Annotated in this window: 23 protein-coding genes; 14 read left to right on the forward strand and 9 right to left on the reverse strand. The window is 61.7% G+C overall.

Annotated features, from left to right (window positions below):
* Nucleotides 1-4 precede the first annotated feature (4 nt).
* The 5 genes from rng to mreB form a co-directional block, all read right to left on the reverse strand.
* Nucleotides 5-1,462, reverse strand: a complete 1,458-nt coding sequence (gene rng, locus AC1RCO_RS12090) for a ribonuclease G (protein ID WP_011059254.1) — start codon at nt 1,460-1,462, stop codon at nt 5-7.
* A gap of 56 nt (nt 1,463-1,518) precedes the next feature.
* The gene (locus AC1RCO_RS12095) at nt 1,519-2,124 is read right to left on the reverse strand and encodes a Maf family protein (protein ID WP_011059253.1); all 606 of its coding nucleotides are present in this window, start codon (nt 2,122-2,124) and stop codon (nt 1,519-1,521) included.
* A gap of 43 nt (nt 2,125-2,167) precedes the next feature.
* On the reverse strand, nt 2,168-2,659 hold the full coding sequence (gene mreD, locus AC1RCO_RS12100; protein ID WP_011059252.1) for a rod shape-determining protein MreD: 492 nt from the start codon (nt 2,657-2,659) through the stop codon (nt 2,168-2,170).
* Nucleotides 2,659-3,756 (reverse strand): rod shape-determining protein MreC, encoded by a 1,098-nt coding sequence (mreC, locus tag AC1RCO_RS12105; protein ID WP_072443017.1) that lies wholly within the window; start codon nt 3,754-3,756, stop codon nt 2,659-2,661. Before mreC ends, mreD begins: the two co-directional genes overlap by 1 nt.
* A gap of 142 nt (nt 3,757-3,898) precedes the next feature.
* Nucleotides 3,899-4,936: a rod shape-determining protein MreB gene (mreB, locus tag AC1RCO_RS12110; protein ID WP_002555108.1), complete on the reverse strand. Its 1,038-nt coding sequence runs from the start codon at nt 4,934-4,936 to the stop codon at nt 3,899-3,901.
* 211 nt (nt 4,937-5,147) lie between these two features.
* Here mreB and gatC point away from each other — a divergent pair, with 211 nt between their 5' ends.
* The 6 genes from gatC (at nt 5,148) to AC1RCO_RS12140 (ending at nt 10,413) form a co-directional block, all read left to right on the forward strand.
* A complete protein-coding gene (gene gatC, locus AC1RCO_RS12115; RefSeq protein ID WP_011059250.1) occupies nt 5,148-5,435 on the forward strand; it encodes an Asp-tRNA(Asn)/Glu-tRNA(Gln) amidotransferase subunit GatC in 288 nt (95 codons plus the stop codon).
* Nucleotides 5,436-5,451: 16 nt separating this feature from the next.
* Complete coding sequence (gene gatA / locus AC1RCO_RS12120; protein ID WP_492617729.1) at nt 5,452-6,903, forward strand: Asp-tRNA(Asn)/Glu-tRNA(Gln) amidotransferase subunit GatA; 1,452 nt, start codon at nt 5,452-5,454, stop codon at nt 6,901-6,903.
* 10 nt (nt 6,904-6,913) lie between these two features.
* Nucleotides 6,914-8,359: an Asp-tRNA(Asn)/Glu-tRNA(Gln) amidotransferase subunit GatB gene (gene gatB / locus AC1RCO_RS12125; RefSeq protein ID WP_011059248.1), complete on the forward strand. Its 1,446-nt coding sequence runs from the start codon at nt 6,914-6,916 to the stop codon at nt 8,357-8,359.
* A 187-nt stretch (nt 8,360-8,546) separates the two neighbouring features.
* Nucleotides 8,547-8,921: a septal ring lytic transglycosylase RlpA family protein gene (locus AC1RCO_RS12130; protein WP_019095661.1), complete on the forward strand. Its 375-nt coding sequence runs from the start codon at nt 8,547-8,549 to the stop codon at nt 8,919-8,921.
* A gap of 50 nt (nt 8,922-8,971) precedes the next feature.
* Nucleotides 8,972-10,036 carry a calcium/sodium antiporter gene (locus AC1RCO_RS12135; protein ID WP_492617771.1) on the forward strand — a complete coding sequence of 355 codons (1,065 nt, stop codon included), beginning with the start codon at nt 8,972-8,974 and terminating at the stop codon, nt 10,034-10,036.
* Nucleotides 10,033-10,413, forward strand: coding sequence for a carboxymuconolactone decarboxylase family protein (locus tag AC1RCO_RS12140; RefSeq protein WP_011059245.1), 381 nt, complete (start codon nt 10,033-10,035; stop codon nt 10,411-10,413). The genes AC1RCO_RS12135 and AC1RCO_RS12140 overlap by 4 nt, the downstream gene beginning before the upstream one ends.
* A 54-nt stretch (nt 10,414-10,467) precedes the next feature.
* Here AC1RCO_RS12140 and AC1RCO_RS12145 read toward each other — a convergent pair whose 3' ends face one another.
* The gene (locus AC1RCO_RS12145) at nt 10,468-11,409 is read right to left on the reverse strand and encodes an AEC family transporter (RefSeq protein WP_011059244.1); all 942 of its coding nucleotides are present in this window, start codon (nt 11,407-11,409) and stop codon (nt 10,468-10,470) included.
* A 259-nt stretch (nt 11,410-11,668) separates the two neighbouring features.
* Here AC1RCO_RS12145 and AC1RCO_RS12150 point away from each other — a divergent pair, with 259 nt between their 5' ends.
* On the forward strand, nt 11,669-13,309 hold the full coding sequence (locus tag AC1RCO_RS12150) for a hypothetical protein (protein WP_015634152.1): 1,641 nt from the start codon (nt 11,669-11,671) through the stop codon (nt 13,307-13,309).
* 13 nt (nt 13,310-13,322) lie between these two features.
* Nucleotides 13,323-13,514 carry a hypothetical protein gene (locus tag AC1RCO_RS12155; protein WP_015634151.1) on the forward strand — a complete coding sequence of 64 codons (192 nt, stop codon included), beginning with the start codon at nt 13,323-13,325 and terminating at the stop codon, nt 13,512-13,514.
* A gap of 98 nt (nt 13,515-13,612) precedes the next feature.
* Here AC1RCO_RS12155 and AC1RCO_RS12160 read toward each other — a convergent pair whose 3' ends face one another.
* The 3 genes from AC1RCO_RS12160 to AC1RCO_RS12170 all read right to left on the reverse strand — a co-directional run bounded on the left by AC1RCO_RS12160 (nt 13,613) and on the right by AC1RCO_RS12170 (nt 17,254).
* On the reverse strand, nt 13,613-15,340 hold the full coding sequence (locus AC1RCO_RS12160) for an ABC transporter ATP-binding protein/permease (protein ID WP_053156367.1): 1,728 nt from the start codon (nt 15,338-15,340) through the stop codon (nt 13,613-13,615).
* A gap of 98 nt (nt 15,341-15,438) precedes the next feature.
* On the reverse strand, nt 15,439-15,999 hold the full coding sequence (locus tag AC1RCO_RS12165; protein ID WP_011059240.1) for a response regulator transcription factor: 561 nt from the start codon (nt 15,997-15,999) through the stop codon (nt 15,439-15,441).
* Nucleotides 15,992-17,254 carry an ATP-binding protein gene (locus AC1RCO_RS12170; protein ID WP_015634149.1) on the reverse strand — a complete coding sequence of 421 codons (1,263 nt, stop codon included), beginning with the start codon at nt 17,252-17,254 and terminating at the stop codon, nt 15,992-15,994. Before AC1RCO_RS12170 ends, AC1RCO_RS12165 begins: the two co-directional genes overlap by 8 nt.
* 229 nt (nt 17,255-17,483) lie before the next feature.
* Between AC1RCO_RS12170 and AC1RCO_RS12175 the strand changes: the two genes are divergently transcribed.
* The 6 genes from AC1RCO_RS12175 (at nt 17,484) to AC1RCO_RS12200 (ending at nt 24,856) form a co-directional block, all read left to right on the forward strand.
* Nucleotides 17,484-18,200 carry an SIMPL domain-containing protein gene (locus AC1RCO_RS12175; protein WP_011059238.1) on the forward strand — a complete coding sequence of 239 codons (717 nt, stop codon included), beginning with the start codon at nt 17,484-17,486 and terminating at the stop codon, nt 18,198-18,200.
* Between the two features lie 196 nt (nt 18,201-18,396).
* Nucleotides 18,397-18,960 carry a helix-turn-helix domain-containing protein gene (locus AC1RCO_RS12180; protein WP_015634148.1) on the forward strand — a complete coding sequence of 188 codons (564 nt, stop codon included), beginning with the start codon at nt 18,397-18,399 and terminating at the stop codon, nt 18,958-18,960.
* Between the two features lie 265 nt (nt 18,961-19,225).
* A complete protein-coding gene (locus AC1RCO_RS12185) occupies nt 19,226-19,633 on the forward strand; it encodes a hypothetical protein (RefSeq protein WP_019096050.1) in 408 nt (135 codons plus the stop codon).
* A 113-nt stretch (nt 19,634-19,746) separates the two neighbouring features.
* Nucleotides 19,747-21,372, forward strand: a complete 1,626-nt coding sequence (locus AC1RCO_RS12190) for an ABC transporter substrate-binding protein (protein ID WP_011059237.1) — start codon at nt 19,747-19,749, stop codon at nt 21,370-21,372.
* A gap of 309 nt (nt 21,373-21,681) precedes the next feature.
* Nucleotides 21,682-23,283 carry an ABC transporter substrate-binding protein gene (locus AC1RCO_RS12195; RefSeq protein WP_011059236.1) on the forward strand — a complete coding sequence of 534 codons (1,602 nt, stop codon included), beginning with the start codon at nt 21,682-21,684 and terminating at the stop codon, nt 23,281-23,283.
* 166 nt (nt 23,284-23,449) lie between these two features.
* The gene (locus AC1RCO_RS12200) at nt 23,450-24,856 is read left to right on the forward strand and encodes an OprD family porin (protein ID WP_011059235.1); all 1,407 of its coding nucleotides are present in this window, start codon (nt 23,450-23,452) and stop codon (nt 24,854-24,856) included.
* Nucleotides 24,857-24,922: the final 66 nt, after the last annotated feature.

The raw sequence follows: 24,922 nt of genomic DNA on the forward strand, positions 1-24,922 counted from the left end.
GGAATCAGAGCAGCACCACGTCGTATTGTTCCTGGGAATACATGGTTTCGACCTGGAACCTGATGGTCCGGCCGATAAAACCCTCCAGCTCCGCCACGTTGCCCGACTCTTCGTCCAGCAGCCGGTCGACCACCTTCTGATTGGCCAGCACCCGATATCCTTCTGCCTGATAAGCCCGGGCCTCGCGGAGGATTTCTCGGAATATTTCGTAACAGACGGTTTCCGGGGTTTTCAACTTGCCCCGCCCCTGGCAACTGCTGCAAGGCTCGCACAGCACCTGCTCCAGGCTCTCGCGGGTACGCTTGCGAGTCATCTGCACCAGGCCCAGCTCGGTGATGCCGATGATGTTGGTCTTGGCGTGATCACGCTCCAGCTGCTTTTCCAGGGTGCGCAATACCTGGCGCTGGTGCTCTTCATCTTCCATGTCGATGAAGTCGATGATGATGATCCCGCCCAGGTTGCGCAGGCGCAGTTGCCGGGCAATGGCGGTGGCCGCCTCGAGGTTGGTCTTGAAGATGGTTTCCTCAAGGTTGCGATGACCGACGAAGGCTCCGGTGTTGACGTCGATGGTGGTCATGGCTTCCGCCGGGTCTACCACCAGGTAGCCTCCGGACTTGAGCGGCACCTTGCGCTCCAGGGCTTTCTGGATTTCGTCCTCGACGCCGTACAGGTCGAAGATCGGCCGCTCGCCGGGGTAGTGCTCCAGGCGGTCGGCGATTTCCGGCATCAGTTCGGCCACGAACACCGTGGTCTTCTGGAAGGTTTCCCGGGAGTCGATGCGGATCTTCTCGATCTTCGGGCTCACCAGGTCGCGCAGGGTGCGCAGCGCCAGGCCCAGGTCCTCGTAGATCACATTGGGCGCGCCGATGGTCTTGATCTGCGCGCCGATCTGGTCCCAGAGCCGGCGCAGGTAACGGATGTCCATCATGATCTCATCGGCCCCGGCGCCTTCGGCGGCGGTGCGCAGGATAAAACCACCGGCCTCCTTGATGCCTTCCTGGGCCACGCAATCACTGACGACCTGCTTCAGGCGCTCACGCTCGGCTTCGTCCTCGATCTTCAGCGAGATACCGACATGGGCGGTACGCGGCATGTACACCAGATAGCGGGAAGGGATCGACAACTGAGTGGTCAGGCGCGCGCCCTTGGAACCGATGGGGTCCTTGGTGACTTGCACCACCAGACTCTGCCCTTCGTGCACCAGAGCGCTGATGCTCTCTACCGCCGTGCCTTCGCGGGTGGAAATTTCCGAGGCGTGGATAAACGCGGCCCGGTCCAGGCCGATGTCGACGAAGGCCGCCTGCATGCCCGGCAAGACCCGCACCACCTTGCCCTTGTAGATGTTGCCGACGATCCCCCGGCGCTGGGTGCGCTCGACGTGAACCTCTTGCAGCACTCCGTTTTCGACCACCGCCACGCGTGATTCCATCGGCGTGATGTTGATCAGAATCTCTTCACTCATGGCAGTGTCTCGTTCAGGCGTGTTCATAGAGGGCCGCAGCAATCGGGTACGGCGCTTTAGCGCACTGGAAGGTTTTGCCAACAGGGTATGCCGAAATGCCCGAGCAGTTCTGCGGTTTCGCACACCGGCAAGCCGACCACCGCGGAATAACTGCCATTGAGGCCGGCGACGAACACCGCTGCCAGTCCCTGGATAGCATAGCCACCGGCTTTGTCGCAGGGCTCGCCACTGGCCCAGTAGAGCGCGGCCTCTGCAGGTGAGATCGGGCGAAAACGTACCAGGCTGCGCACCACTCGCGACTCGCAGCGTTCACCGTCAAGCAGGGCAATGGCGGTGAACACTTCATGCTCACGCCCCGAAAGCGCCATGAGCATCTGCAACGCATCAGCCTGATCCAGCGGTTTGCCGAGAATCCGCCCATCGAGCACTACCGCGGTGTCGGCCCCCAGCACACAGGCCGGGGCCTGGGATTCACTGCTGGTGATCAGCCCGCGCCCCGCCGCAGCCTTGCCTCGGGCCAGGCGCTCGACGTAGGCGGCAGGTGACTCATCGGCTAGCGGGGTTTCATCGATGTCCGCACTGATGGCGGTGAACGGCACGCCGATCTGCGTCAGCAACTCACGCCGACGAGGCGAACCGGAAGCGAGGTAAAGCGGATTCATCAAGACATCTCCCTGTCGAGGTGCGGGCCAATGCCTGACCGAATTAATTGATTTTGAAACGTCGACGCAAGCCGCGCAGGCCGAAGCTGACCCAGGGCCACAACAAGGCACTGACCAGGGCCGGCAGCACCAGGGCCAGGGTCGGCTGGCGGTTGCCGGTCAGGGCGCTGAGCCAGAGTTGCACCAACTGCGCCAGGCCGAAGATCACCAGGATCACCAGGCTCTGCTGCCACATCGGGAACATCCGCAGGCGCTGTTGCAGAGACAGTACAAGGAAGGTGATCAGCGTCAGGATCAGGGCATTCTGCCCCAGCAGGGTGCCGTAGAGCACATCCTCTGCCAGCCCCAGGCACCAGGCAGTGACCATGCCGACCTTGTGCGGCAGGGCCAGGGCCCAGAACGCCAGCAACAGCGCCAGCCACAGCGGACGCAGGATCTCCATGAACTGCGGCAGGGGCGAAACGCTGAGCAGCAGCCCGATAAGGAAGGTCAACCAGACGATCCAGCCATTTCGCGAATAGGTGCTACCCGCCATTATTCTCTTCCTCCGGTGGTGGCCGGTGCTGCTGCCGGTGGTTTGGCAGCGGCCGGTTTCACCACAGGTTTATGGACCGGCTTGGCCGGAGCGTGAGCCGCGGGTTTGGCCGGGGTCGCCGGCGCAGCAGGAGTCGCAGTGGCGGGCGCAGCCCCGGCGTTTGCCGCCGCGGCCGGCTTGGGCACGGTGGCCGGGACCACTGGCGCGGCGCCGGCGCCCTGCTGGTCCTGGGCTTCCTGGGCCTGGGCGGCGTCGTTGGCACGCTCTTCGGCGGTACGCGGATCGCTGAATACCAGCAGCAGGTAGCGGCTGCGATTCAGCGCAGCGGTGGGTACCGCCCGCACAATGGCGAACGGCTGGCCGGAGTCGTGGATCACTTCCTTGACCGTGGCCACCGGGTAGCCAGCGGGGAAACGCTGGCCCAGACCGGAGCTGACCAACAGATCGCCTTCCTTTATATCCGCGGTGTCGGCCACATGGCGCAACTCCAGGCGCTCCGGATTGCCGGTGCCGCTGGCGATGGCGCGCAGGCCGTTGCGGTTGACCTGCACCGGAATGCTGTGGGTGGTGTCAGTGAGCAGCAGTACGCGGGAGGTGTAGGGCATCAACTCCACCACCTGGCCCATCAGGCCACGGGCATCGAGCACCGGCTGGCCGAGGAACACGCCATCGCGCTCACCCTTGTTGATGATGATGCGGTGGGTAAAGGGGTTCGGGTCCATGCCGATCAACTCGGCCACTTCAACCTTCTCGTTGACCAGTGCCGAGGAATTGAGCAACTCGCGCAGGCGCACGTTCTGCTCGGTGAGGGCCGCGAGCTTTTGCATGCGCCCCTGCAGCAGCAGGTTTTCGGTCTTGAGTTTTTCGTTTTCAGCGACCAGCTCGGTACGGCTGCCGAACTGACTGGCCACGCCTTGCCATAGCCGCTGCGGCAGGTCGGTGATCCAGTAGGACTGCATCAACACCAGCGACATTTGGCTACGCACTGGCTTGAGCAGTGTGAAGCGGGCATCGACCACCATCAGTGCGACCGAGAGAACGACCAGCACCAGGAGGCGCACGCCTAATGAGGGGCCTTTGGCGAAAAGCGGTTTAATAGGCCGCTCCTCCCAGGCAAATGTTGTGTTTATTCATACGGCATCAAACCGGCCTGGATGCAGATTGACAGAAGATAAACGCCACAGGCAGCACTGCAAAGTGCTGCCTGTGAGCGCAACAGCATAGATGCAACCGGCGAAGTTATTCGCTGGAGAGCAGGTCCATGGTGTGTTTGTCCATCATTTCCAATGCACGGCCACCGCCGCGAGCGACACAGGTCAGCGGGTCTTCGGCAACGATCACCGGCAGGCCGGTTTCCTGGGCCAGCAGCTTGTCCAGATCACGCAGCAGCGCGCCACCACCGGTCAGCACCAGGCCGCGCTCGGCGATGTCCGAGGCCAGTTCCGGAGGCGATTGCTCCAGGGCGCTTTTCACCGCCTGAACGATGGTTGCCAGAGACTCTTGCAGAGCCTCCAGCACTTCATTGGAGTTCAAGGTGAAGGCACGTGGCACGCCTTCGGCCAAGTTACGGCCGCGGACGTCGACTTCACGCACTTCGCCGCCCGGGTAGGCGGTGCCGATTTCCTGCTTGATGCGCTCGGCGGTGGACTCACCGATCAGGCTGCCGTAGTTGCGACGCACGTAGGTGATGATCGCTTCGTCGAAACGGTCGCCGCCAACCCGTACGGATTCGGCATAGACCACACCGTTCAGGGAGATCAGGGCGATTTCAGTGGTACCACCACCGATGTCCACGACCATCGAACCGCGGGCCTCTTCAACCGGCAGGCCGGCACCGATCGCAGCGGCCATCGGCTCTTCGATCAGGAACACTTCACGGGCACCGGCGCCAAGGGCCGATTCACGGATGGCGCGACGCTCAACCTGGGTGGACTTGCATGGAACGCAGATCAGCACACGTGGGCTGGGCTGCAGAAAGCTGTTTTCGTGAACCTTGTTGATGAAGTACTGCAGCATCTTTTCGCAAACGCTGAAGTCGGCGATCACGCCGTCTTTCATCGGACGAATGGCTGCGATGTTGCCCGGGGTACGACCGAGCATGCGCTTGGCCTCAGTACCAACCGCGACAACACTTTTCTGATTACCGTGGGTCCGAATGGCCACAACCGATGGTTCATTCAGGACAATACCGCGCTCGCGCACGTAAATAAGGGTGTTGGCAGTGCCCAGGTCAATGGAAAGATCGCTGGAAAACATGCCACGCAGTTTCTTGAACATGGGAAAGGGACCCTAGGCAACGCGTGGGTAAAAAAGTGCGGCAAACTCTAACAACGACAGGGATTTTGGGCAAGGCGCCAATATGTTAAATTGGCCGCTTTTCTGTGCACCAACCCCCACAATCGCGGCCATAAGACCGTAGAAATGCGGTAGTGTTCCGACAATCTAACACGCGGACGAAATCCGTTTTTGTTTTCCACTGGAGAATCCCATGGCGCTTGAACGCTCCGACGTGGAAAAAATCGCTCATTTGGCCAGCATCAAGCTCAATGAAGGCGATCTTCCACACATCACCTCCGCCCTGAACAGCATTCTCGGGCTGGTGGATGAAATGCAGGCAGTCGATACCGACGGTATCGAGCCCCTGGCCCACCCCCTGGAAGCCAGCCAGCGCCTGCGCGCAGACGTTGTGACCGAGTCCAATCATCGCGAGGCCTATCAGTCCATCGCACCAGCGGTCGAAAGCGGCCTGTACCTGGTTCCGAAAGTCATCGACTAAAGGGAAAGAGCCTGCAATGCATCACATGACTCTGGCCGAGATCGCCCGCGGCCTCGCCGACAAGAAATTCTCTTCTGTAGAACTGACCCAGACCCTGCTGGCGCGCATCGCCCAGCTGGATCCGCAGATCAACAGCTTCATCAGCCTCACCCAGGACCTGGCACTGTCCCAGGCCAAGGCCGCCGACGAGCGTCGCGCCAATGGTGAGAGCGGTGCCCTGCTGGGCGCGCCGATCGCCCACAAGGATCTGTTCTGCACCCAGGGCATCCGCACCAGCTGCGGCTCGAAGATGCTCGACAACTTCAAGGCGCCCTACGACGCCACCGTGGTCGCCAAGCTGGCCGCTGCAGGGGCCGTGACCCTGGGCAAGACCAACATGGACGAATTCGCCATGGGCTCGGCCAACGAGTCGAGCTGGTACGGCGCGGTGAAAAACCCGTGGAACCTGGAACACGTGCCCGGCGGTTCGTCCGGTGGTTCCGCCGCCGCGGTCGCTGCGCGCCTGCTGCCAGCCGCCACGGCTACCGACACCGGCGGCTCGATCCGCCAGCCCGCCGCCTTCAGCAACCTCACCGGCCTGAAGCCGACCTATGGTCGCGTTTCCCGCTGGGGCATGATCGCCTACGCTTCCAGCCTCGATCAGGGCGGCCCGCTGGCGCGCACCGCCGAAGACTGCGCGATCCTGCTGCAAGGCATGGCCGGCTTCGACCCGAACGACTCCACCAGCATCGATGAACCGGTGCCGGACTACAGCGCCGGCCTCACCGGCTCGCTGCAGGGCCTGCGCATCGGCGTGCCGAAGGAATACTTCAGCGCCGGCCTGGACCCGCGCATCGCCGAGCTGATCCACAACAGCATCAAGGAGCTGGAAAAGCTCGGTGCGGTGATCAAGGAAATCAGCCTGCCGAACATGCAGCACGCCATCCCTGCGTACTACGTGATCGCCCCGGCGGAAGCCTCTTCCAACCTGTCGCGGTTCGACGGCGTGCGCTTCGGCTACCGTTGCGAGAACCCGGAAAACCTGGAAGACCTGTACAAGCGCTCCCGCGGCGAAGGCTTCGGCAGCGAAGTGCAGCGCCGGATCATGGTCGGTGCCTACGCACTGTCCGCCGGCTACTACGATGCCTACTACCTCAAGGCGCAGAAAATCCGCCGCCTGGTGAAGAACGACTTCATGACCGCGTTCAACGAAGTCGACATCATCCTCGGCCCGACCACGCCCAACCCGGCCTGGAAGCTCGGCGCCAAGAGCAGCGACCCGGTCGCTGCATACCTGGAAGACGTCTACACCATCACCGCCAACCTCGCGGGCCTGCCGGGCCTGTCGATGCCGGCCGGCTTCGTCGACGGCTTGCCGGTCGGCGTGCAACTGCTCGCTCCGTATTTCCAGGAAGGCCGCTTGCTCAACGTTGCGCACCAGTATCAGTTGAACACTGACTGGCACACCCGCACCCCAACCGGCTTCTGAGGAGACACACATGCAATGGGAAGTCGTGATCGGGCTGGAGATTCATACCCAGCTCACCACTCAATCGAAGATTTTCTCCGGTAGCTCCACCGCCTTCGGTGCCGAGCCCAACACCCAGGCCAGCCTGATCGACCTGGGCATGCCCGGCGTGCTGCCAGTGCTGAACCAGGAAGCGGTGCGCATGGCGGTGATGTTCGGCCTGGCGGTAGACGCCGAGATCGGCCAGCACAACGTGTTCGCCCGCAAGAACTACTTCTACCCGGACCTGCCCAAGGGCTACCAGATCAGCCAGATGGAGTTGCCGATCGTCGGCAAGGGCCACCTGGACATCCCTCTGGAAGACGGCACCATGAAACGCGTCGGCATCACCCGCGCGCACCTGGAAGAAGACGCCGGCAAGAGCCTGCACGAAGAATTCAACGGCGCCACCGGCATCGACCTGAACCGTGCCGGCACGCCGCTGCTGGAAATCGTTTCCGAGCCTGACATGCGCAGCGCCAAGGAAGCCGTGGCCTACGTCAAGTCGATCCACGCCCTGGTGCGCTACCTGGGCATCTGCGACGGCAACATGGCCGAGGGCTCCCTGCGTTGCGACTGCAACGTCTCGATCCGCCCCAAGGGCCAGGTCGAGTTCGGCACCCGCTGCGAGATCAAGAACGTCAACTCGTTCCGCTTCATCGAGAAGGCCATCAACTCCGAGATCCGGCGCCAGATCGAGCTGATCGAGGACGGCGGCAAGGTGATCCAGCAGACCCGCCTGTACGACCCGAACAAGGACGAAACCCGTCCGATGCGCAGCAAGGAAGAAGCCAACGACTACCGTTACTTCCCCGACCCGGACCTGCTGCCCGTGGTCATCGAGGATTCCTTCCTCGACCAGGTACGTGCCACCCTGCCGGAACTGCCACCACAGAAACGCGAACGCTTCCAGGAGCAGTTCGGCCTGTCGGTCTACGACGCCAGCGTGCTGGCCACCAGCCGTGAGCAGGCGGACTACTTCGAGAAGGTCGCCAGCATCGCCGGTGACGCCAAGCTCGCCGCCAACTGGGTCATGGTCGAGCTGGGCAGCCTGCTGAACAAGCAGGGCCTGGAAATCGACGAAGCCCCGGTCTCGGCCGAACAACTGGGCGGCATGCTGTTGCGGATCAAGGACAACACCATCTCCGGCAAGATCGCCAAGACCGTGTTCGAAGCCATGGCCAATGGCGAAGGCAATGCCGACGAGATCATCGACAAGCGTGGCCTCAAGCAAGTCACCGACAGCGGCGCGATCTCTGCGGTGCTCGATGAGATGCTCGCAGCCAACGCCGAACAGGTCGAACAGTACCGTGCCGCCGATGAGGCCAAGCGCGGCAAGATGTTCGGCTTCTTCGTCGGCCAGGCGATGAAAGCATCCAAAGGCAAGGCCAACCCGCAACAGGTCAACGAGCTGCTGAAGAGCAAGCTCGAGGGCTGATCGGGGTTTAACCGCAAGCGGCCCCGGCCGCTTGCGCGTGACGAGGGAGCGAGCTCCCGCTCGGTCCGACAGCGACTGCAAACCGGCCGGCGACGCTCCAGCAAGGAACATCGCCGTCGGCTTGCGGTCTGCCAGACAGACCAGCGGGAGTACGCTCCCTCGCCACATCAACCATCGGAGCTCCCGAATGAAGCGTCTGGTTGCCACTAGCGCCCTGCTCGCTCTGCTCACCGGCTGCGCCACCAGCCACGTCATCGACCCCCGAGGTTATGACACAACCGGCACCGCCTCCTATTACGGCGCTCGGCACCACGGCAATCGCACTGCCAGTGGCGAGCCCTTCGACCAGAACGGCCTGACCGCCGCCCACCGCGAACTGCCATTCGGCACCCGGGTACAGGTCACCAACCTGGGCAACGACAAGAGCGTCGTGGTACGTATCAACGACCGAGGCCCGCACACCCGAGGCCGCCTGATCGACCTGTCCCGCGCCGCCGCCCAACAACTGGACATGCTGCGCAGCGGAACTGCCAAAGTCCGCGTCCAAGCCCTCAGCGACTGACCCCGGGAGCCCACGCCATTACCGCTTTTGCCGAACTGCCCCTGCTCAGCCTGATCCAGCTCATCAGCGGCCTGGTGATGCTGATCGCCGGCGCCGAACTGCTGGTGCGCGCGGCCATCCGCCTGACTGCACGCCTGCACATGCGCCCACTGATCATCGGCCTGAGCATCGTCGCCTTCAGCAGCAGCGCGCCACAAATGGCCATCAGCCTGCAGGCGACCCTGGCCGACAACACCGACATTGCCGTGGGCAGCGTGATCGGCAGCAGCATTTTCAACATCCTGGTGACCCTCGGCCTGTCCGCGCTGATCATCCCGCTGCGGGTCTCGCGGCAACTGGTGCGCCTGGACATCCCGCTGATGATCGGCGCCAGCCTGCTGGTGTTCGTGCTGGCCTACAACGAACAACTCAGCCCCAGCGACGGCCTGATCCTGCTGGCAGCCCTGGTGCTGTACCTGGGCCTGCTGTTGCGCCAGTCCCGCCATTCGCACCGCCCCCACTCACCCGCACCAGCCGGCCAGCGCAGTTGGGCACCGCGCATCAGCAGCCTGCTGATGGTCCTGCTCGGCCTCGGCCTGCTGGTCTTCGCCGGGCACTTGCTACTGGGCGCCGCCGTCTCCGTGGCCGACGACCTGGGGCTTTCCGAGCGGGTCATGGGCCTGACCGTGATCGCCGTCAGCACCTCCCTGCCCCAACTCGCCACTTCGCTGCTGGCGGCCCTGCGCGGCCAGCGCGAGATTGCCGTGGGCAACATCATCGGCAGCAACCTGTTCAACCTGCTGGGAGTGCTGGGCTTCACCGCCCTGGTGGCACCGACACCTCTTTCGGTCTCGCCCAATGCCCTGGACTTCGACCTGCCGGTCATGCTCGGCGTGGCCGTGCTGTGCCTGCCGGTGTTCTATTCCGGATACCGCGTGACCCGGGCCGAAGGCCTGCTGTTTCTGGGCTTGTACCTGGCTTACGGGCTGCATGTGGTGTCCTTCACCACCGGCATGCCTCTGGCCGGCAAGCTGGAACACCTGATGCTGTTTTTCGTCCTGCCAGCGCTGGTGGCGTTCCTGCTGTTCAGTTCGCTGCGAGCCTGGCGCCGCCAACACAAGAAGGAAGCACCATGAGCGAGAACAAGAAAAGCGGATTGCAGATGCGTCGCCAGGTCATGGGCGATGCGTTCGTCGATCGCGCCCTGGGCAACGCCACCGAATTCACCCAGCCCTTGCAGGACTTCGTCAACGAGCATGCCTGGGGCGGTGTATGGAACCGTGAGGGCCTGCCGCTCAAGACCCGCAGCCTGATCACCCTGGCGACCCTGACCGCACTCAAGTGCCCACAGGAACTCAAGGGCCACGTGCGCGGCGCACTGAACAACGGCTGCAGTGTCGAAGAGATTCGTGAAGCGCTGCTGCATTGCGCGGTGTATGCCGGAGTGCCGGCGGCCATCGATGCGTTTCGCGCGGCCCAGGAAGTGATAGACACCTATCAGCAACCGCAGTGAACCTGCTGCCGGCTCCTACGCAATAGCCGTGCAGGAGCCGGCTCGCGGCAAAGCCTAGATCCACCCACCCCACTGCAACAGGAAAATCCCGATATTGGTGGTCACCGCCGCCATCACCGTGGTGATGACGATGATCGCCGCCGCCAGTTCGTGGTTGCCATTGGCCGCCCGGGCCATGACAAAACTGGCCGCCGCGGTGGGGCTGCCAAAGTACAGGAACAGGATCCCCAACTCCGCCCCGCGAAACCCGCACAGCCAGGCCCCCAGGGTCGCCAGGGCCGGCAGGCTGACCATCTTCAGCAAACTGGAGCTCATCGCCAGCTCGCCGCTGTTGCGCAAGGCTGCCAGGGACAAGGTGCCGCCAATGCAGATCAGCGCCAGGGGCAGAGTCATCTGCGCCAGGTAGCGCCCCGAAGTTTCCAGCCAGTTGGGAATGCCGATCTGCCAGTAGGCGAACGGTGCGGCCACCAGCACACTGACAATCAGCGGGTTGCTGACAACGCTCTTGAAGATGCTCCAGGGATCGGACTTGATCACCGGGCTGTAGACCGCCAGGACGATGGTCGAGAGGGTGTTGTAGAACAGGATCACCAGGGCTGCGAGCACTGCGCCCAGGGAAATGCCGTAATCGCCGTACATGCTGGCTGCCAGGGCCAGGCCGATGATCGCGTTATTGCCGCGAAACGCGCCCTGGGTATAGATCCCGCGGTCGGCCTTGGGGCAACGCCAGATCGCCCAGCCCCAGGCCAGCCCAAAGCACGCCAGGGTGGCCAATGAGAAATAGATCAGCACCCCGGGTTTCAACGATGAATGCAGATCGGCATGGACAATGCCGAGAAACAGCAGCGCCGGCATGGTGACGTTGAACACCAGGGCCGAGGCCGTATGAATGAAGTTGTCGTCGATCCATTCCACCCGCTTGAGCAACAGGCCGAGCAGCAACATGGCAAAGACCGGCGCCGTGATCGTCAGGGTTTCGAGAAAAATAGCCAGCATGGGCGGGTGGACCTTGAGCCTGTCGTTAGGGCGCTAATGATAATTCAATCCGCACGCTGGCGTCTGGAGCCTCGCTTCCATGGGATCTGCCTGCCCCACGCAGTACCCAGCCTGCGGCTCCATTGCGGGTCGAAAGAAAAAATGCTGCAGCGGTGCATTCGCTTCTTGACGGGAAAACGTTTTCCTCTATGCTCGATTTAACTGTATATGCATACAGTTAAATAAGGATATATCCCCATGACATATCAAGGAGCTAGAAATGTCAGGACTCTCTGCACAGAAGCAGCAACAGCCACAACACGCGGGCAAGATCGTCGCCGACCTGGACCGCCTGTTCAGTGAACAAGGCATCGCCATTTCCGGCGATGGCGACACCCTGGTACTGGTCGCCGATGGCCACCACACCATCAAGTACCACCGCCCGGAAGACCTGCCTCGTTCTGCACAAAAAACCACCAAGGGCCAGCCACAGCTGCGTTTCGAGGGCGGCGAACACACAGCCATCGGCGACAGCACCCTGCTGCGCTTCGTCAAGGATGCACCGGCCATCCCGGCGTGGCAGGTCGAACTGCACCTGCCTAACGGCCTGGCGCTGACCTACGGCCAGGTGGTGGCCCTGGGGGGCGACTTCTATGGCATTCCCGAGCAGCCGATCTGCGAAGGTGCAACCCCCAGTGATCGAGTGCAGCGCTTTATCGCGGCGTTCAACTCCCTTGCGGTACTGCCGGCGGCGAAAGACGAAGCCCGGCAGATCCTTGCAGTGATGCAAAAGGAAATCGTCGCCGCCAACCAGGCGATCCGCGACGGCAAGCAGCCCCATGAAGCCTATGACGCCCTGGGCGACACCCTGTCCGAGGAGTGGAACAAGATAACCGGCGGCGGCAGCGTGGTATCCGCCCTGTTCCCCCTGGGGCGCTACCTGAAGCTGGCGGCCAACAACGCCGATCACTTCGGCGAGTGGGCCCTGGCTGCCTACACCGCAGGGCATACCGCAGCGCTGCAGCAAGCGGTACTGGCGGGCAAGAGCGCGGACGACAAGCAACTGGAACTGGCTTACGCAATGAACGCCTTCGCCGACCATTTCCTCACCGATCTGTTCTCCTCCGGCCACGTACGGGTGCCGCGCAAACAGGTGGCGGCAGTCGTCACCCCCAGCGACCTGGGTTCGCTGATTACCCGCTTCATGCATGACGAGGACAGCAAGTTCGGCCTGAATGTCAGCAACGCCCAGGGCGATCGCTGGCACGCCTATGGCGACAAGCGCTACTTCGACAGCGTCGACCATCGCAATCGCCAGCAAGTGAAGATGGCTGTGCAGAGTTCGGCAGACGAAATCTTCGCCAGCTACCTCAGCGGCAACCTCCCCGCACCCGCCAGCTACGCAGCCCTGAAAACCCTGCCGGACCTGAATGCCGCGAAAACCGGCAACTTCTCGCCACTGTTCGTGATGAGTGGCGACAAGGTCCTGCGCCGCAGCGACGTCAACAACCTCAATGACAGCAAGACCATCGACAACTGGTGGGGCTGGAGCACCTACCTGCTGCTGCAGAACTACAGCCCGAACAAGCCGACCGGCTACCTGGAAACCCCCAGCGCGGTTCCGGTGATCCTCGCCGATGGCTGGCAGAGCCACAGCCCCAGCGAACCCAACTGGCTGCCAGGCCACGCGGTGCGCTACGCCCTCAGCGAAACCAACGGGTTGAACGAGTCCTACATCGGCCCCTGGTCGGCCTATGTGGAACTGAGCGACAGCTTCCAGCCAACCCTGAGCATTCCGGCCGGTACCAGCAACAGCAGCGCCACCGGGCGCAATGTGTTCCGCCAGTTCCGTGGTGGTTCACCGGAGCTGGTCGGCTCCATCGACAAGAACGCCAGCCACTTCATCGACAGCAACGCCTGATAAGGAGATCACCATGGCTATCAACCTGAAACTGCAACTGGCCTCCGGCCAGTCTCTCAAGGATGCACCACTGGAGCTGCTGCTCAATGGCGCCCCGATCGCCCGAGCCAGCGTGGATGAACATGGCAACGTGGCCTTCAACGCGAAGCCGGGCAGCGGCCAGTTGGCCGTACGTGTGGACCGTTCGATCCTGCACCAGGGCTGATCGCGGCCTGTAGGAACAGGCTCGCTCGCGAAACGGCCCAGCGCCCTTGCACCGGCGGTGCAAGGGCGCTGGGCTTGAGGCTAGCGCTCGGCCCTCCGTCAGGCCGTGAGAGTCTGCTCTTGCAGATGCCCCTGCTCGATACGAACGAGCCGTGGATGGAAGCGCTTGAGGCTGCTGCGATGGCCGACGCTGACAATGCTCAGGCCCGGCAACTGATCGATCAGCGCCTGATACAAGGTGGCTTCGTCCTCTTCGTCCATGGCCGAGGTGGCCTCATCCATGTACAGCCACTGCGGTGCATAGAGCAAGGCCCGGGCAAAGGCCAGGCGTTGCTGCTCGCCCGGCGACAACATGCGCTGCCAGTGATTGCTCTCGTCCAGGCGCGCCACCAGATGGGGCAAGCGGCAGGTTTCCAGGACCTGTGCATAACGCTCCTGGGGGTAGCTGTCGCCAGACTGTGGATAACTCAAGGCTTCGCGCAGGCTGCCAATGGGCAGATAGGGCTTTTGCGGCAGGAACAGGTAACGCTGGTTCGGCAGCAGGATGCTCCCGTGCCCGGCCGGCCACAGCCGGCCCATGGCCCGCAGCAAGGTACTCTTGCCGCTGCCGGAACGGCCGCTGAGCATGAGCCGCTCACCTGGGTTCACGGTCATTTCGGCGCCGGCCAGCAGATGCCGGCCATCGGCCAGGTCCAGGCCCAGGTCACGTACGCACAATTGTTCGCCCTGATGCTGCACGTCGATAGCCGGGGGCCGTTCTTCGTTATCACTCATGGCCTGGCGGAAACTCAGCAGACGATCACAGGTGGCGCGCCAGGCCGCCAGGTCCGAATACGCACTGATGAACCAGCTGAAGTTCTCCTGAACGTTCCCGAATGCCGAGTTGATCTGCATCAGCTCACCCAGCTCGATCTTGCCGGAAAAGTACCGCGGGGCTGCCACGATAAAGGGGAAAATGATCGCAATCTGGCCATACCCGGCGGTGAAGAAGGTCAGGCGCTTGGAGACCTTCATGATGTCCCAGAAGTTGTGCCAGACCTTGCCGAAACGGCTGCTCAGACGCTGGTTCTCGTTCTTCTCGCCGTCATACAGGGCAATGCTCTCGGCATTCTCCCGTACCCGCACCATGGAAAAACGCAGGTCGGCTTCGAAGCGCTGTTGCTGGTTGTTGAGGCCGATCAGGCGGCGCCCGATCAAGTGGGTCAGCCAGCTGCCGACAGCGGCGTAGACCAGCGCGCACCAGAACATGTAGCCGGGAATGGTGTAGCCGAACACCTCGATACTGCCGGACACCCCCCACAGGATGATCGAGAAGGACACCAGGCTGACAATGTTGCGGATCAGCCCCAGGCCCAGGGACAGCGTATTGCTGGTAAAGCTGTTGAGGTCTTCGGAAATCCGCTGGTCCGGGTTGTCGGTGTAGCCGCCCTGCTCCAACTGGTAGTAGTTCTTGTGGCCCAGCCAGCGGGCAAAGTGCTTCTCGGTGAGCCAGGCCCGCCAGCGGATGGTCAGCATCTGGGTCAGGTACAGACGATACACCGCCCCCAGGATCGCCACCGCGGCAATTCCGCAGAAATACAGGATCAAGTGCCAGAACGCCGCTTCGTCCTTTTTCTGCAAGGCGTTGTAGAAGTCCTTGTACCAGCTGTTGATCCACACCGAGATGGCCACGCTGAACAGCGACAGGCCGATCACCGCAACCAGCAACAGCCAGGCCTTGCCCTTTTCCTCACTGCGCCAGTACGGCGTGATCATGGCCCAGACCCGGCGAAAGAATTGCCCGCGCACGGCATCGTTGACCGCGGAGTATTCAGCGTTCTGATTCATCGTTGAGGCTCGATAGGAAGAAGGGCAAGCGTTGAGCCGATCATAGTAGATCGGCTCGCTTTTTCACGACGCCCAGCGGACATTCGTTCAGTCGCGGTTCAGCGACGCACGGGACGCTTCTGCAATTTGCGCTGCAAGGTACGGCGGTGCATGCCCAGGGCCCGGGCAGTGGCGGAGATGTTGCCTTCGTGTTCGGTCAACACGCGCTGAATGTGTTCCCACTGCAAGCGGTCCACCGACATCGGGTTTTCCGGCACCAGGGTGTCGAGATCGGCGTGTTCGGAGAGCAGCGCGGCCAGTACATCGTCGGCATCCGCCGGCTTGCACAGGTAGTTGCAGGCGCCACGCTTGATCGCTTCCACCGCGGTGGCGATGCTCGAATAGCCGGTGAGTATCAGTACCCGCATCTCCGGGTCCAGCTCCAGCAGCTTGGGCAACAGCACCAGCCCGGAGTCGCCATCCATCTTCAAGTCCAGCGCGGCGTAGTCCGGCAGGTCCTGCTGGGCAATGACCAGGCCCTCCTCGGCGGAACCGGCGGTGCTCACGCGAAAACCGCGGCGGCTCATGGCACGGGCCATCACGCGGGTAAAGGTGGCGTCATCATCCACCAGCAACAGGTGCGGCAGTTCCTCGCCTTCGACTTGGATCTCTTCACTCATGGTCGTCTCCTCGGGCGGCACGGGGCAGGCGCAGCTCGGTGAGCGTTCCGCCTTCCTCATGACTGTAGAGTTTCACTGAGCCTCCAGCGCGGGTCACGCTGGCCTTGCTCAAAAACAGGCCCAGGCCGAAGCCTTTGCCCTTGGTGGTAAAAAACGGTTTGCCGATCTGTTCGGCGATGGCCAAGGGTACTCCGGCACCGTGGTCACGAATACTGATGGTGAGGTTTTCCGCGTCCCAGTCCAGGCGTACTTCCAGGCCTTCGGGGCAGGCATCGGCGGCATTGTTCAGCAGATTGAGCAGGGCCTGGGTCAGGTCCGGCGGCGGCGCCAGGCGCGGCACCGGCCCCTCGCCCAACAGATGGAAACGGTAGCTGGCTTCCGGGCGCATCAGGTGCCAACGGTTCAAGGCTTCGTCCAGCCACTGGGTGACTTCCTGCATGTCCACCGCCAGGCGGCGATTGGCCTCGGCCGCGCGCACCAGTTGCTGCAGGGTTTCCTTGCACAGCTTGACCTGGTCCTGGAGCACGCCGAGGTCATCCTGCAGCAGCGGGTCGGAATGGTCCTGGCGCATTTCCTTGAGCAGCACGCTCATGGTCGCCAGGGGCGTGCCCAATTCGTGGGCGGCACCGGCGGCCTGGGTCGCCACTGCCAGCAATTGCTGGTCGCGCAGCCCCTCTTCGCGCCGGATCGCCCGCAGTTCTTCCTGGCGGCGCAGCTCTTCTGCCATGCGTGCAGCGAAGAAGGTGATCACCGCCGCAGCCAGGGCAAAGCTCAGCCACATGCCGTAGACCTGGAGGTTCTCCCGGGCGATGGGGAAGGTCTGCAACGGGTAGAAACGCGCCAGCAACAGGGTATAGAGCGTCAGGGCGATACCCGACAGGACCACCGAGTAGCGCCACGGCAAGGTCACCGCGGCAATGGTCAGGGGCACCAGGTAATAGGAGACGAAGGGGTTGGTGGAACCACCGGAGAAGTACAGCAGGACACTGTGGATAAACAGGTCACAGGCCAGTTGCAGGGCGTATTCCAGCTCCGTCACCGGCCACGAGGTGCGCAGGCGGATCGCGGTGAAAGCGCACAACACCATGGAAAACATTAGGGTCACGCCCAGTTGCAACCAGGGCAGCGGCAGCAGGTCCAGCCAGTAGGCGAGCCCCACCGAACCGGCCTGAGCGGCCAGCACCAGGGTACGGATAAAGGTCAGGCGCCAGAGGTTCTGACGGGTTGCGGACAGCAATTTTACGGGGGCGAGCATGAGCTCTCCTGATGAGCGCTCCAGGGCAATCGCCGGGAGTATAACCAAGCAGCCCCCGGCACAGGCAAAACTGCGGCAAAGCGCCACACTGGCTTGAGCGGCCGCGGACGATCCATGGCGATCATGTGTATCAAAGTTGTAATTGGCCGCAACGAGGAATAAAAACCACAGTCTGAAGGTTTCACCCAGGCTCTGACCTTATCCTGCGGACCGCACTCAAGGAGTTTTCATGCAGCATTTCAGTCGCAGCGTCGCCCTTCTCGCACTCAGCGCCGGCACCCTCACCAGCCTGCCCGCCCTGGCCGCCGATGAACTGCACTACAACCAGATTTCCCTGCGCGCCGAAGTCAGCCAGGAAGTGGCTCGGGATCTGATGATCGTGACCCTCTACAGCGAATCGCAGAACACCGACCCGGCCAAGCTCGCCGCAGAAATCACCACCACCATGAACAAGGCCCTAGACCAGGCGCGCCAGGTCAAGGACGTGACCCTGCGCCAGGGCAGCCGCAACAGCTACCCGATCTACGACGGCAAGGGCCAGAAGATCACAGGCTGGCGTGAGCGCGCCGAACTGCGCCTGGAAAGCTCCGACTTCGCCGCGCTGTCCAAGCTCACCGGTGAACTGCTGGGCGACCTGAAGATGGGTGGCATGGACTTCGCCATCGCCGACCCGACCCGCAAGGCCAGCGAAGACGCGTTGCTCAAGGATGCGGTCAAGGCCTTCAAGGCCCGAGCGCAACTGGCCACCGAGGCCCTGGGCGGCAAGGGCTACAAGATCGTCAACCTGAACCTCAACAGCAATGGCTATCCACAGCCTTACATGCGCGCGCCGATGATGATGAAGGCCGCCAGCATGGATTCAGCCCCAGTGACACCAGAAGTCGAGGCCGGCACCAGCCAGGTCAGCATGACCGCCGACGGCGCCATCGAAGTGCTGATGCCCTGACCTTTTCCCTGCGTCTTCCAACGGCGATAACCTGCGGCATCAAGGTTATCGCCGTTTTTCGTTACCGGCTATTTCAACCCGGACCCGGGGGGAACCCGGCTTTGTGGTGTTAGAGTTATGCCCCGCGGTACGCAGCAGCTCAGATGTTGCTGACGTCCGCCGGGTATACTGCTTCTTTCCTATAAGAGTCTCTTCAATGACCGCAGATCGCATCGGCGAACGCCTGCGTCGCTATCGCCGCGCCGCCAAGAAAACCCTGCGCCAGATCGCCAGCGAATCCGGTCTGACCGCCAGTTTCCTCTCCCAGGCAGAGCGTAATCTCACGGGTGTATCGATCTCTTCCCTGGTCAATATCGCCAAGTCTCTGAACGTTCCGCTGAACGCCCTGTTCGACCAGCCGATCCAGGCGCAACCCGACTCCCACGACGGCAAGCGGGTGCGCTACACCATCGAAGGCCAGCCACTGGCCTACGAGCGCCTGTCCAGCTCCTTTCCCGGAAACCTGATCAACGCGGTCAAGATGAACATACCGGTGGGCTACCAGTCCGAGCTGATTTCCCATGACGGCTCGGAGTTCTCCTACGTGCTTTCAGGACAGATCGTCTACACCATCGAGGGCAGTCAATATCCCCTGAGTGCCGGTGACTCGGTGCACTTCGACGCCACCAAGACTCATTGCCTGGCCAACGTCGGCAATGGCCCGGCAGAAGTCCTGACCGTCACCACCATGGGCCTGTTCGACGACCATTCCGCGGCCTGAGCCCAGCGCACGGCCGTCAGTCGAACCCCTGGGACAAACCTGTGCACAAGGAGAAATGTTAGTCACGCTTAATTTTCGTTGACCACGATTTCAGCATGACTTAATTTCGGCATCGGCGAATCGACTATCAACAACACAACAAAGCGATCGCCGTCGCCGCACAGGGTCCATGGGGCTGCATCCACTCCCCATAAGAAGGCGAGTTTCCATGGCCCACAAGGCCAATCCTCAGATATGCCCTAGAAAAAGAAAAAATGAGGTTTGCATGGATAAGACCTTTCCGCTCCAGGTTTGGCAGACAACTGGTCTGATCCGCGGCACTACGCCGTCACAAACCCGCAGCGACCTCCACAGTGACAACCTCACTGCGAGCCCCGAATTCAGCACCTGCGACGATGTGCCGAGCACGCGCCATCGCCAGCAAAATTGCGGGCATCCGTTCTCCACGGCCTCCCTCACCCAGCCGCCCATCTCCATCCGGTCAGACAAGGCCGGGCGCCTGGGCCAAGCATCACCCGGCACACCAGCCAGCACCGCACCAAGAGTGGGCGCGATGGGCTTCGATTGCCCCGTGAAAAGGCAGCGCATGCACCACAAAACACCGGCGCAAACGATCAAATGCGTCAAGATTTATACAAATGCGTCATTCCTGTACGTTCGTTCCACTCTTTGAGACTTGTGGCAGCCCTGCATCTTGCATTGGGTATGAGGGCTGCATAAGTATCGGCGGGTCGACTCACAAGGTCGCCCTCTACACCAAAAATGACAACAAATCATGAGGCCACCATGTTCAAGAAAGCAGTCCTTCCGTTATTAGTCAGCGCCGGCTTGCTCGCCAGCGCACCCTTCGCCCAAGCGGCGACTAACCTGGTGTTCTGCTCTGAAGGGAGCCCGGCCGGTTTCGACCCTGGCCAGTACACCACCGGAACCGACTTCGACGCCTCAGCCGAAACCCTCTACAACCGCCTCAGCCAGTTCGAACGTGGCGGCACCGCGGTCATTCCGGGCCTGGCCACCAGTTGGGACATCTCGGACGACGGTCTGACCTACACCTTCCACCTGCGCGAAGGCGTCAAGTTCCACACCACGCCGTACTTCACCCCGACCCGTACTTTCAACGCCGACGACGTGCTGTTCACCTTCAACCGCATGATCGACAAGGACATGCCGTTCCGTAAGGCCTACCCCACCGAATTCCCGTATTTCACCGACATGGGGATGGACACCAACATCACCAAGGTCGAGAAAGTCGACGACAAGACCGTCAAGTTCACCCTCAAGACCGTGGACGCAGCCTTCATCCAGAACCTGGCCATGAGCTTCGCCTCGATCCAGTCCGCCGAATACGCCGACAAGCTGCTCAAGGAAGGCAAGGCCAGCGACATCAACCAGAAGCCGATCGGCACTGGCCCCTTCGTGTTCAAGAGCTACCAGAAAGACTCCAACATCCGCTACACCGGCAACAAGGACTACTGGAAGCCTGAAGACGTGAAGATCGACAACCTGATCTTCGCCATCACCACCGACCCCTCGGTGCGTATCCAGAAGCTGAAGAAGAACGAATGCCAGGTCACCCTCTTCCCGCGTCCGGCCGACCTCAAGGCCCTCAAGGAAGACAAGACCCTGAAGATGCCTGAGCAGGCAGGCTTCAACCTCGGCTACATCGCCTACAACGTGATGCCGGTCCTCAAGGGCCGTACCGATGCCAACCCGCTGGCCGACCTCAAGGTGCGCCAGGCGCTGGACATGGCGGTGAACAAGCCGCAGATCATCGATTCGGTGTACCAGGGCGCCGGCCAGCTGGCGGTCAACGCCATGCCTCCAACCCAGTGGTCCTATGACACCACCATCAAGGACGCCAAGTACGACCCCGAGAAAGCCAAGGAGCTGCTCAAGGAAGCCGGCATCAAGGAAGGCACCCAGATCACCCTGTGGGCCATGCCGGTACAGCGTCCCTACAACCCCAACGCCAAGCTGATGGCCGAAATGCTGCAGTCGGACTGGGCGAAGATCGGCCTGAAAGTGAACATCGTCAGCTACGAGTGGGGCGAGTACATCAAGCGCTCCAAGGGCGGCGAGAACCAGGCGATGATCATCGGCTGGAGCGGCGACAATGGTGACCCCGACAACTGGCTCGGCACCCTGTTCGGTTGCGATGCAATGAACGGCAACAACTTCTCGAAATGGTGCGACAAGCCTTACGACGCCCTGATCAAGCAAGCCAAGGCTACCTCTGATGTAGCCAAGCGCACCGAGCTGTACAAGCAGGCGCAACACATCCTCAAAGATGCAGTACCGATGACACCTATCGCTCACTCGACGGTGTTCCAACCCATGCGCGCCAACGTGCAGGATTTCAAAATCAGCCCCTTTGGCTTGAACTCCTTCTACGGCGTCAGCATCGGCAAATAAGGTTCTGCAACGGCGACGTCCATGACGTCGCCGTTGCTTTACCAGCCCGGCCCGCTGGAGCTCGGTCTCTACTGCGCAACGACCCGCCACTGGCGCACTGTCTTGCGAATTCAGAGCCGATTCCTACAGGCATTTCAGGTACGACGCAGTTACCGCCCGGCCCTCGACCCTCAAGGTCGGTGCAAGGCGAAGCTGCGTCTGCCAACGGGCACCTGCCGCACGTAGTGGTTTGGCATCAATGGCCTGTACAGGCTCCAGGAAGGAGTCATGGCCCATTGTTCATCACAACAAAAATGGAGAAGTACGGTCATGCGTCATTCCTGGATTTTCCCGGCCCTGCTGGGCAGCGGCCTGTTGGCCGCCAGTTCGTTCGGCACCGCCGCCGAACGCAGCCTGGTGTTCTGTTCCGAAGGCAGCCCGGCGGGCTTTGACACCGCCCAATACACCACTGCTACCGACAACGATGCCGCCGAGCCGCTGTACAACCGCCTGGTGGAGTTCGAAAGAGGCGCCACCAACGTGCTGCCAGCGCTGGCCAAGAGCTGGGACATTTCCGAGGACGGCCTCACCTACAGTTTTCACCTTCGCGAAGGGGTGAAGTTCCATAGCACGCCCTATTTCAAGCCGAGCCGAGACCTCAACGCCGACGACGTACTGTTCACCTTCAACCGCATGCTCGACGCCGAACATCCATTCCGCAAGGCTTACCCGACGGAGTTTCCCTACTTCAACGGCATGAGCCTGAACAAGAACATCGCCCGGGTCGAAAAGACCGACCCGCTGACCGTAGTCATGACCCTCAATACCGTGGATGCGGCCTTCATCCAGAACCTGGCCATGAGCTTCGCCGCGATCCTTTCCGCCGAATACGCCGAGCAACTGCTCCAGGCCGGCACCCCGAGCCAGATCAACCAGAAACCCATCGGCACCGGGCCCTTCGTGTTCCAGCGTTACCAGAAAGACTCACAGATCCGCTACAGCGCCAACCCGCACTACTGGGACCCAAGCCGGGTCAAGCTCGACCGGCTGATCTTCGCCATCAACACCGACGCCTCGGTACGGGTACAAAAGCTGCGGGCCGGCGAATGCCAGGTGACCCTGCACCCGCGCCCCGCCGATATCGACACGCTGAAAAACGACCCGAAACTGCAAGTCATCGAAAAGCCCGGGTTCAATCTGGGCTACATCGCCTACAACGTGCAGCACAAACCCTTCGACCAGCTCGAAGTGCGCCAGGCGCTGGACATGGCGGTGAACAAGCCAAGCATCCTCAACGCTGTGTACCAGGGTGCCGGGCAGCTGGCAGTCAACGCCATGCCACCGACCCAGTGGTCCTACGACGAAACCATCAAGGACGCCGCCTACAACCCGGAAAAAGCCCGGGAGCTGCTCAAGGCCGCCGGGGTCAAGGAAGGCACGCAAATCACCCTCTGGGCCATGCCGGTACAACGCCCCTACAACCCCAACGCCAAGCTGATGGCCGAGATGCTGCAGTCCGACTGGGCGAAGATCGGCCTCAAGGTGAAGATCGTCAGCTACGAGTGGGGCGAGTACATCAAGCGCACCAAGAACGGCGAACACGACATCAGCCTGATCGGCTGGACCGGCGACAACGGTGACCCGGACAACTGGCTGGGCACGCTGTACAGCTGCGACGCCATTGGCGGCAACAACTACTCCATGTGGTGCAACCCGCAGTACGACAAGCTGATCAAGCAGGCCAAGGTCGTCACCGACCGTGAACAGCGCAGCCTGCTGTACAAACAGGCCCAGCAACTGCTCAAGCAACAGGTCCCTATCACACCCGTGGCCCACTCGACGATCAACCAGCCGCTGAGCGCGAAAGTCGAAGGTTTCAAGGTCAGTCCTTTCGGCCGCAACGCCTTTTCGGGTGTCAGCCTAGCCCCATAACCGATGAGCCAAAACCCTGGGGGCGATTTTCGCCCTCACGCAGACGCTTTGCCTGAATTCGGCGATCAAGCCACATGCAAACGTTTGCGATGCCTTGAATGAGTTCCAAAAACCAGCCGGCCCAAAAAAACCGGCATTTAAAAAAGAAAACAAAGGAGCTTCACCCATGAAACTGAGCAGCAGCGCATTGTTAGCCTTGGCTATCAGTAGCATCACCGCCTCGGCCTATGCGGAGAACGTCAGCCAGGACTTCGTCCCGACTGAACTGAACGCCACCAGTGCCCAGGCTGAGACCAAGGGTTTTATCGAAGGGCAGAGCCTGTCGGGTACCACGCGCAACTGGTACGCCAACGAGCTGAAACGTCGTAACGACCGTTTTTCGTACAACCACAATGGTGTAGAGACCTCGACCCCGCGCCGTATCAACTGGGTCCAGGGCACCATCCTCAACTACACCTCGGGTTTCACTGAAGGCACCGTTGGCGTCAGCACGGAAGTCGCCGCCTACAACGCTATTGCTCTGGATCGTGACCGCAAGGATATCGCCGGCAAGAACAACCGCACCCTGACCCACTCCGACGGCGACGCCGTGGGCCAGTGGAGCAAGCTGGGCCTGGCCAACGTCAAGTTCCGCGTGTCCAACACCACCCTGACCGCCGGCCGGCAGAACTTCAGCACGCCGATCGTCGACGTCATCGGCAACCGTCCGCTGCCTTCGAGCTTTGAAGGGGTGAGTATCCACAGCGAAGAGTTCAACAACCTGTCGTTCGACGCCGGCAGCTTCGACCGGGTATCGCCACGGACCGAACAGAGCCTGTCCAAGTTCAGCTCCGAGTACAACAGCAACGGTGCCGAGACCGATCGCGTAAGCCTGGTCGGCGCCAACTACCAGCCGCTGAAAAGCCTGAAGACCAGCCTCTACGCCTCCAAGGTGGAAGACTTCTGGAACCAGTACTACTTCGGCGCCACCCACGAGCTGGGCGACAGCTCGGTGCTGAGCCTGACCACCGGCCTGAACTATTACAAGACCGTCGATACCGGCAAGAAGAAGATGGGCGAGATCGACAACGACACCTACTCGCTGTCCCTCGGACTGACCCACCAGGCCCACAGCCTGACCTTCTCTTACCAGGAAATTAACGGTAACGAGTACTTCGACTACCTGCACGAAACCAACGGCATCTACCTGGCCAACTCCCTGCTCTCGGACTTCAACGGCCCGAACGAGAAATCCTTCCAGATCGCCTACGGCCTGAACATGGCCGAGTACGGCGTGCCCGGCCTCAAGTTCAACATCTACCAGGCCCGTGGCTGGGGCATCGACGGTACCCACTACAACGGCACCGCCTACAGCGGCGTCAAGGCAGACGGTACGGTCTATGGCGTACGCACCATGGACGGCGAGCACCACTACGAATACGGCATCGGTGCTTCCTACGCCGTACAGAGCGGCCCGCTGAAAGCCACCGCGATCCGTGCCACCTACACCACGCACCGCGCCAGCGAGAACCAGGCCGACGGCAACATCAATGAATTCCGACTGGTTACCACCATTCCATTCAATATTCTCTAACCCACCAGTTGAAGGGCGGATTCATGACGAATCCGCCATTCAAGCTAATCTGGTTCAATCGATTGC

Source organism: Pseudomonas sp. GW823-FHT03E05 (assembly GCF_058796855.1).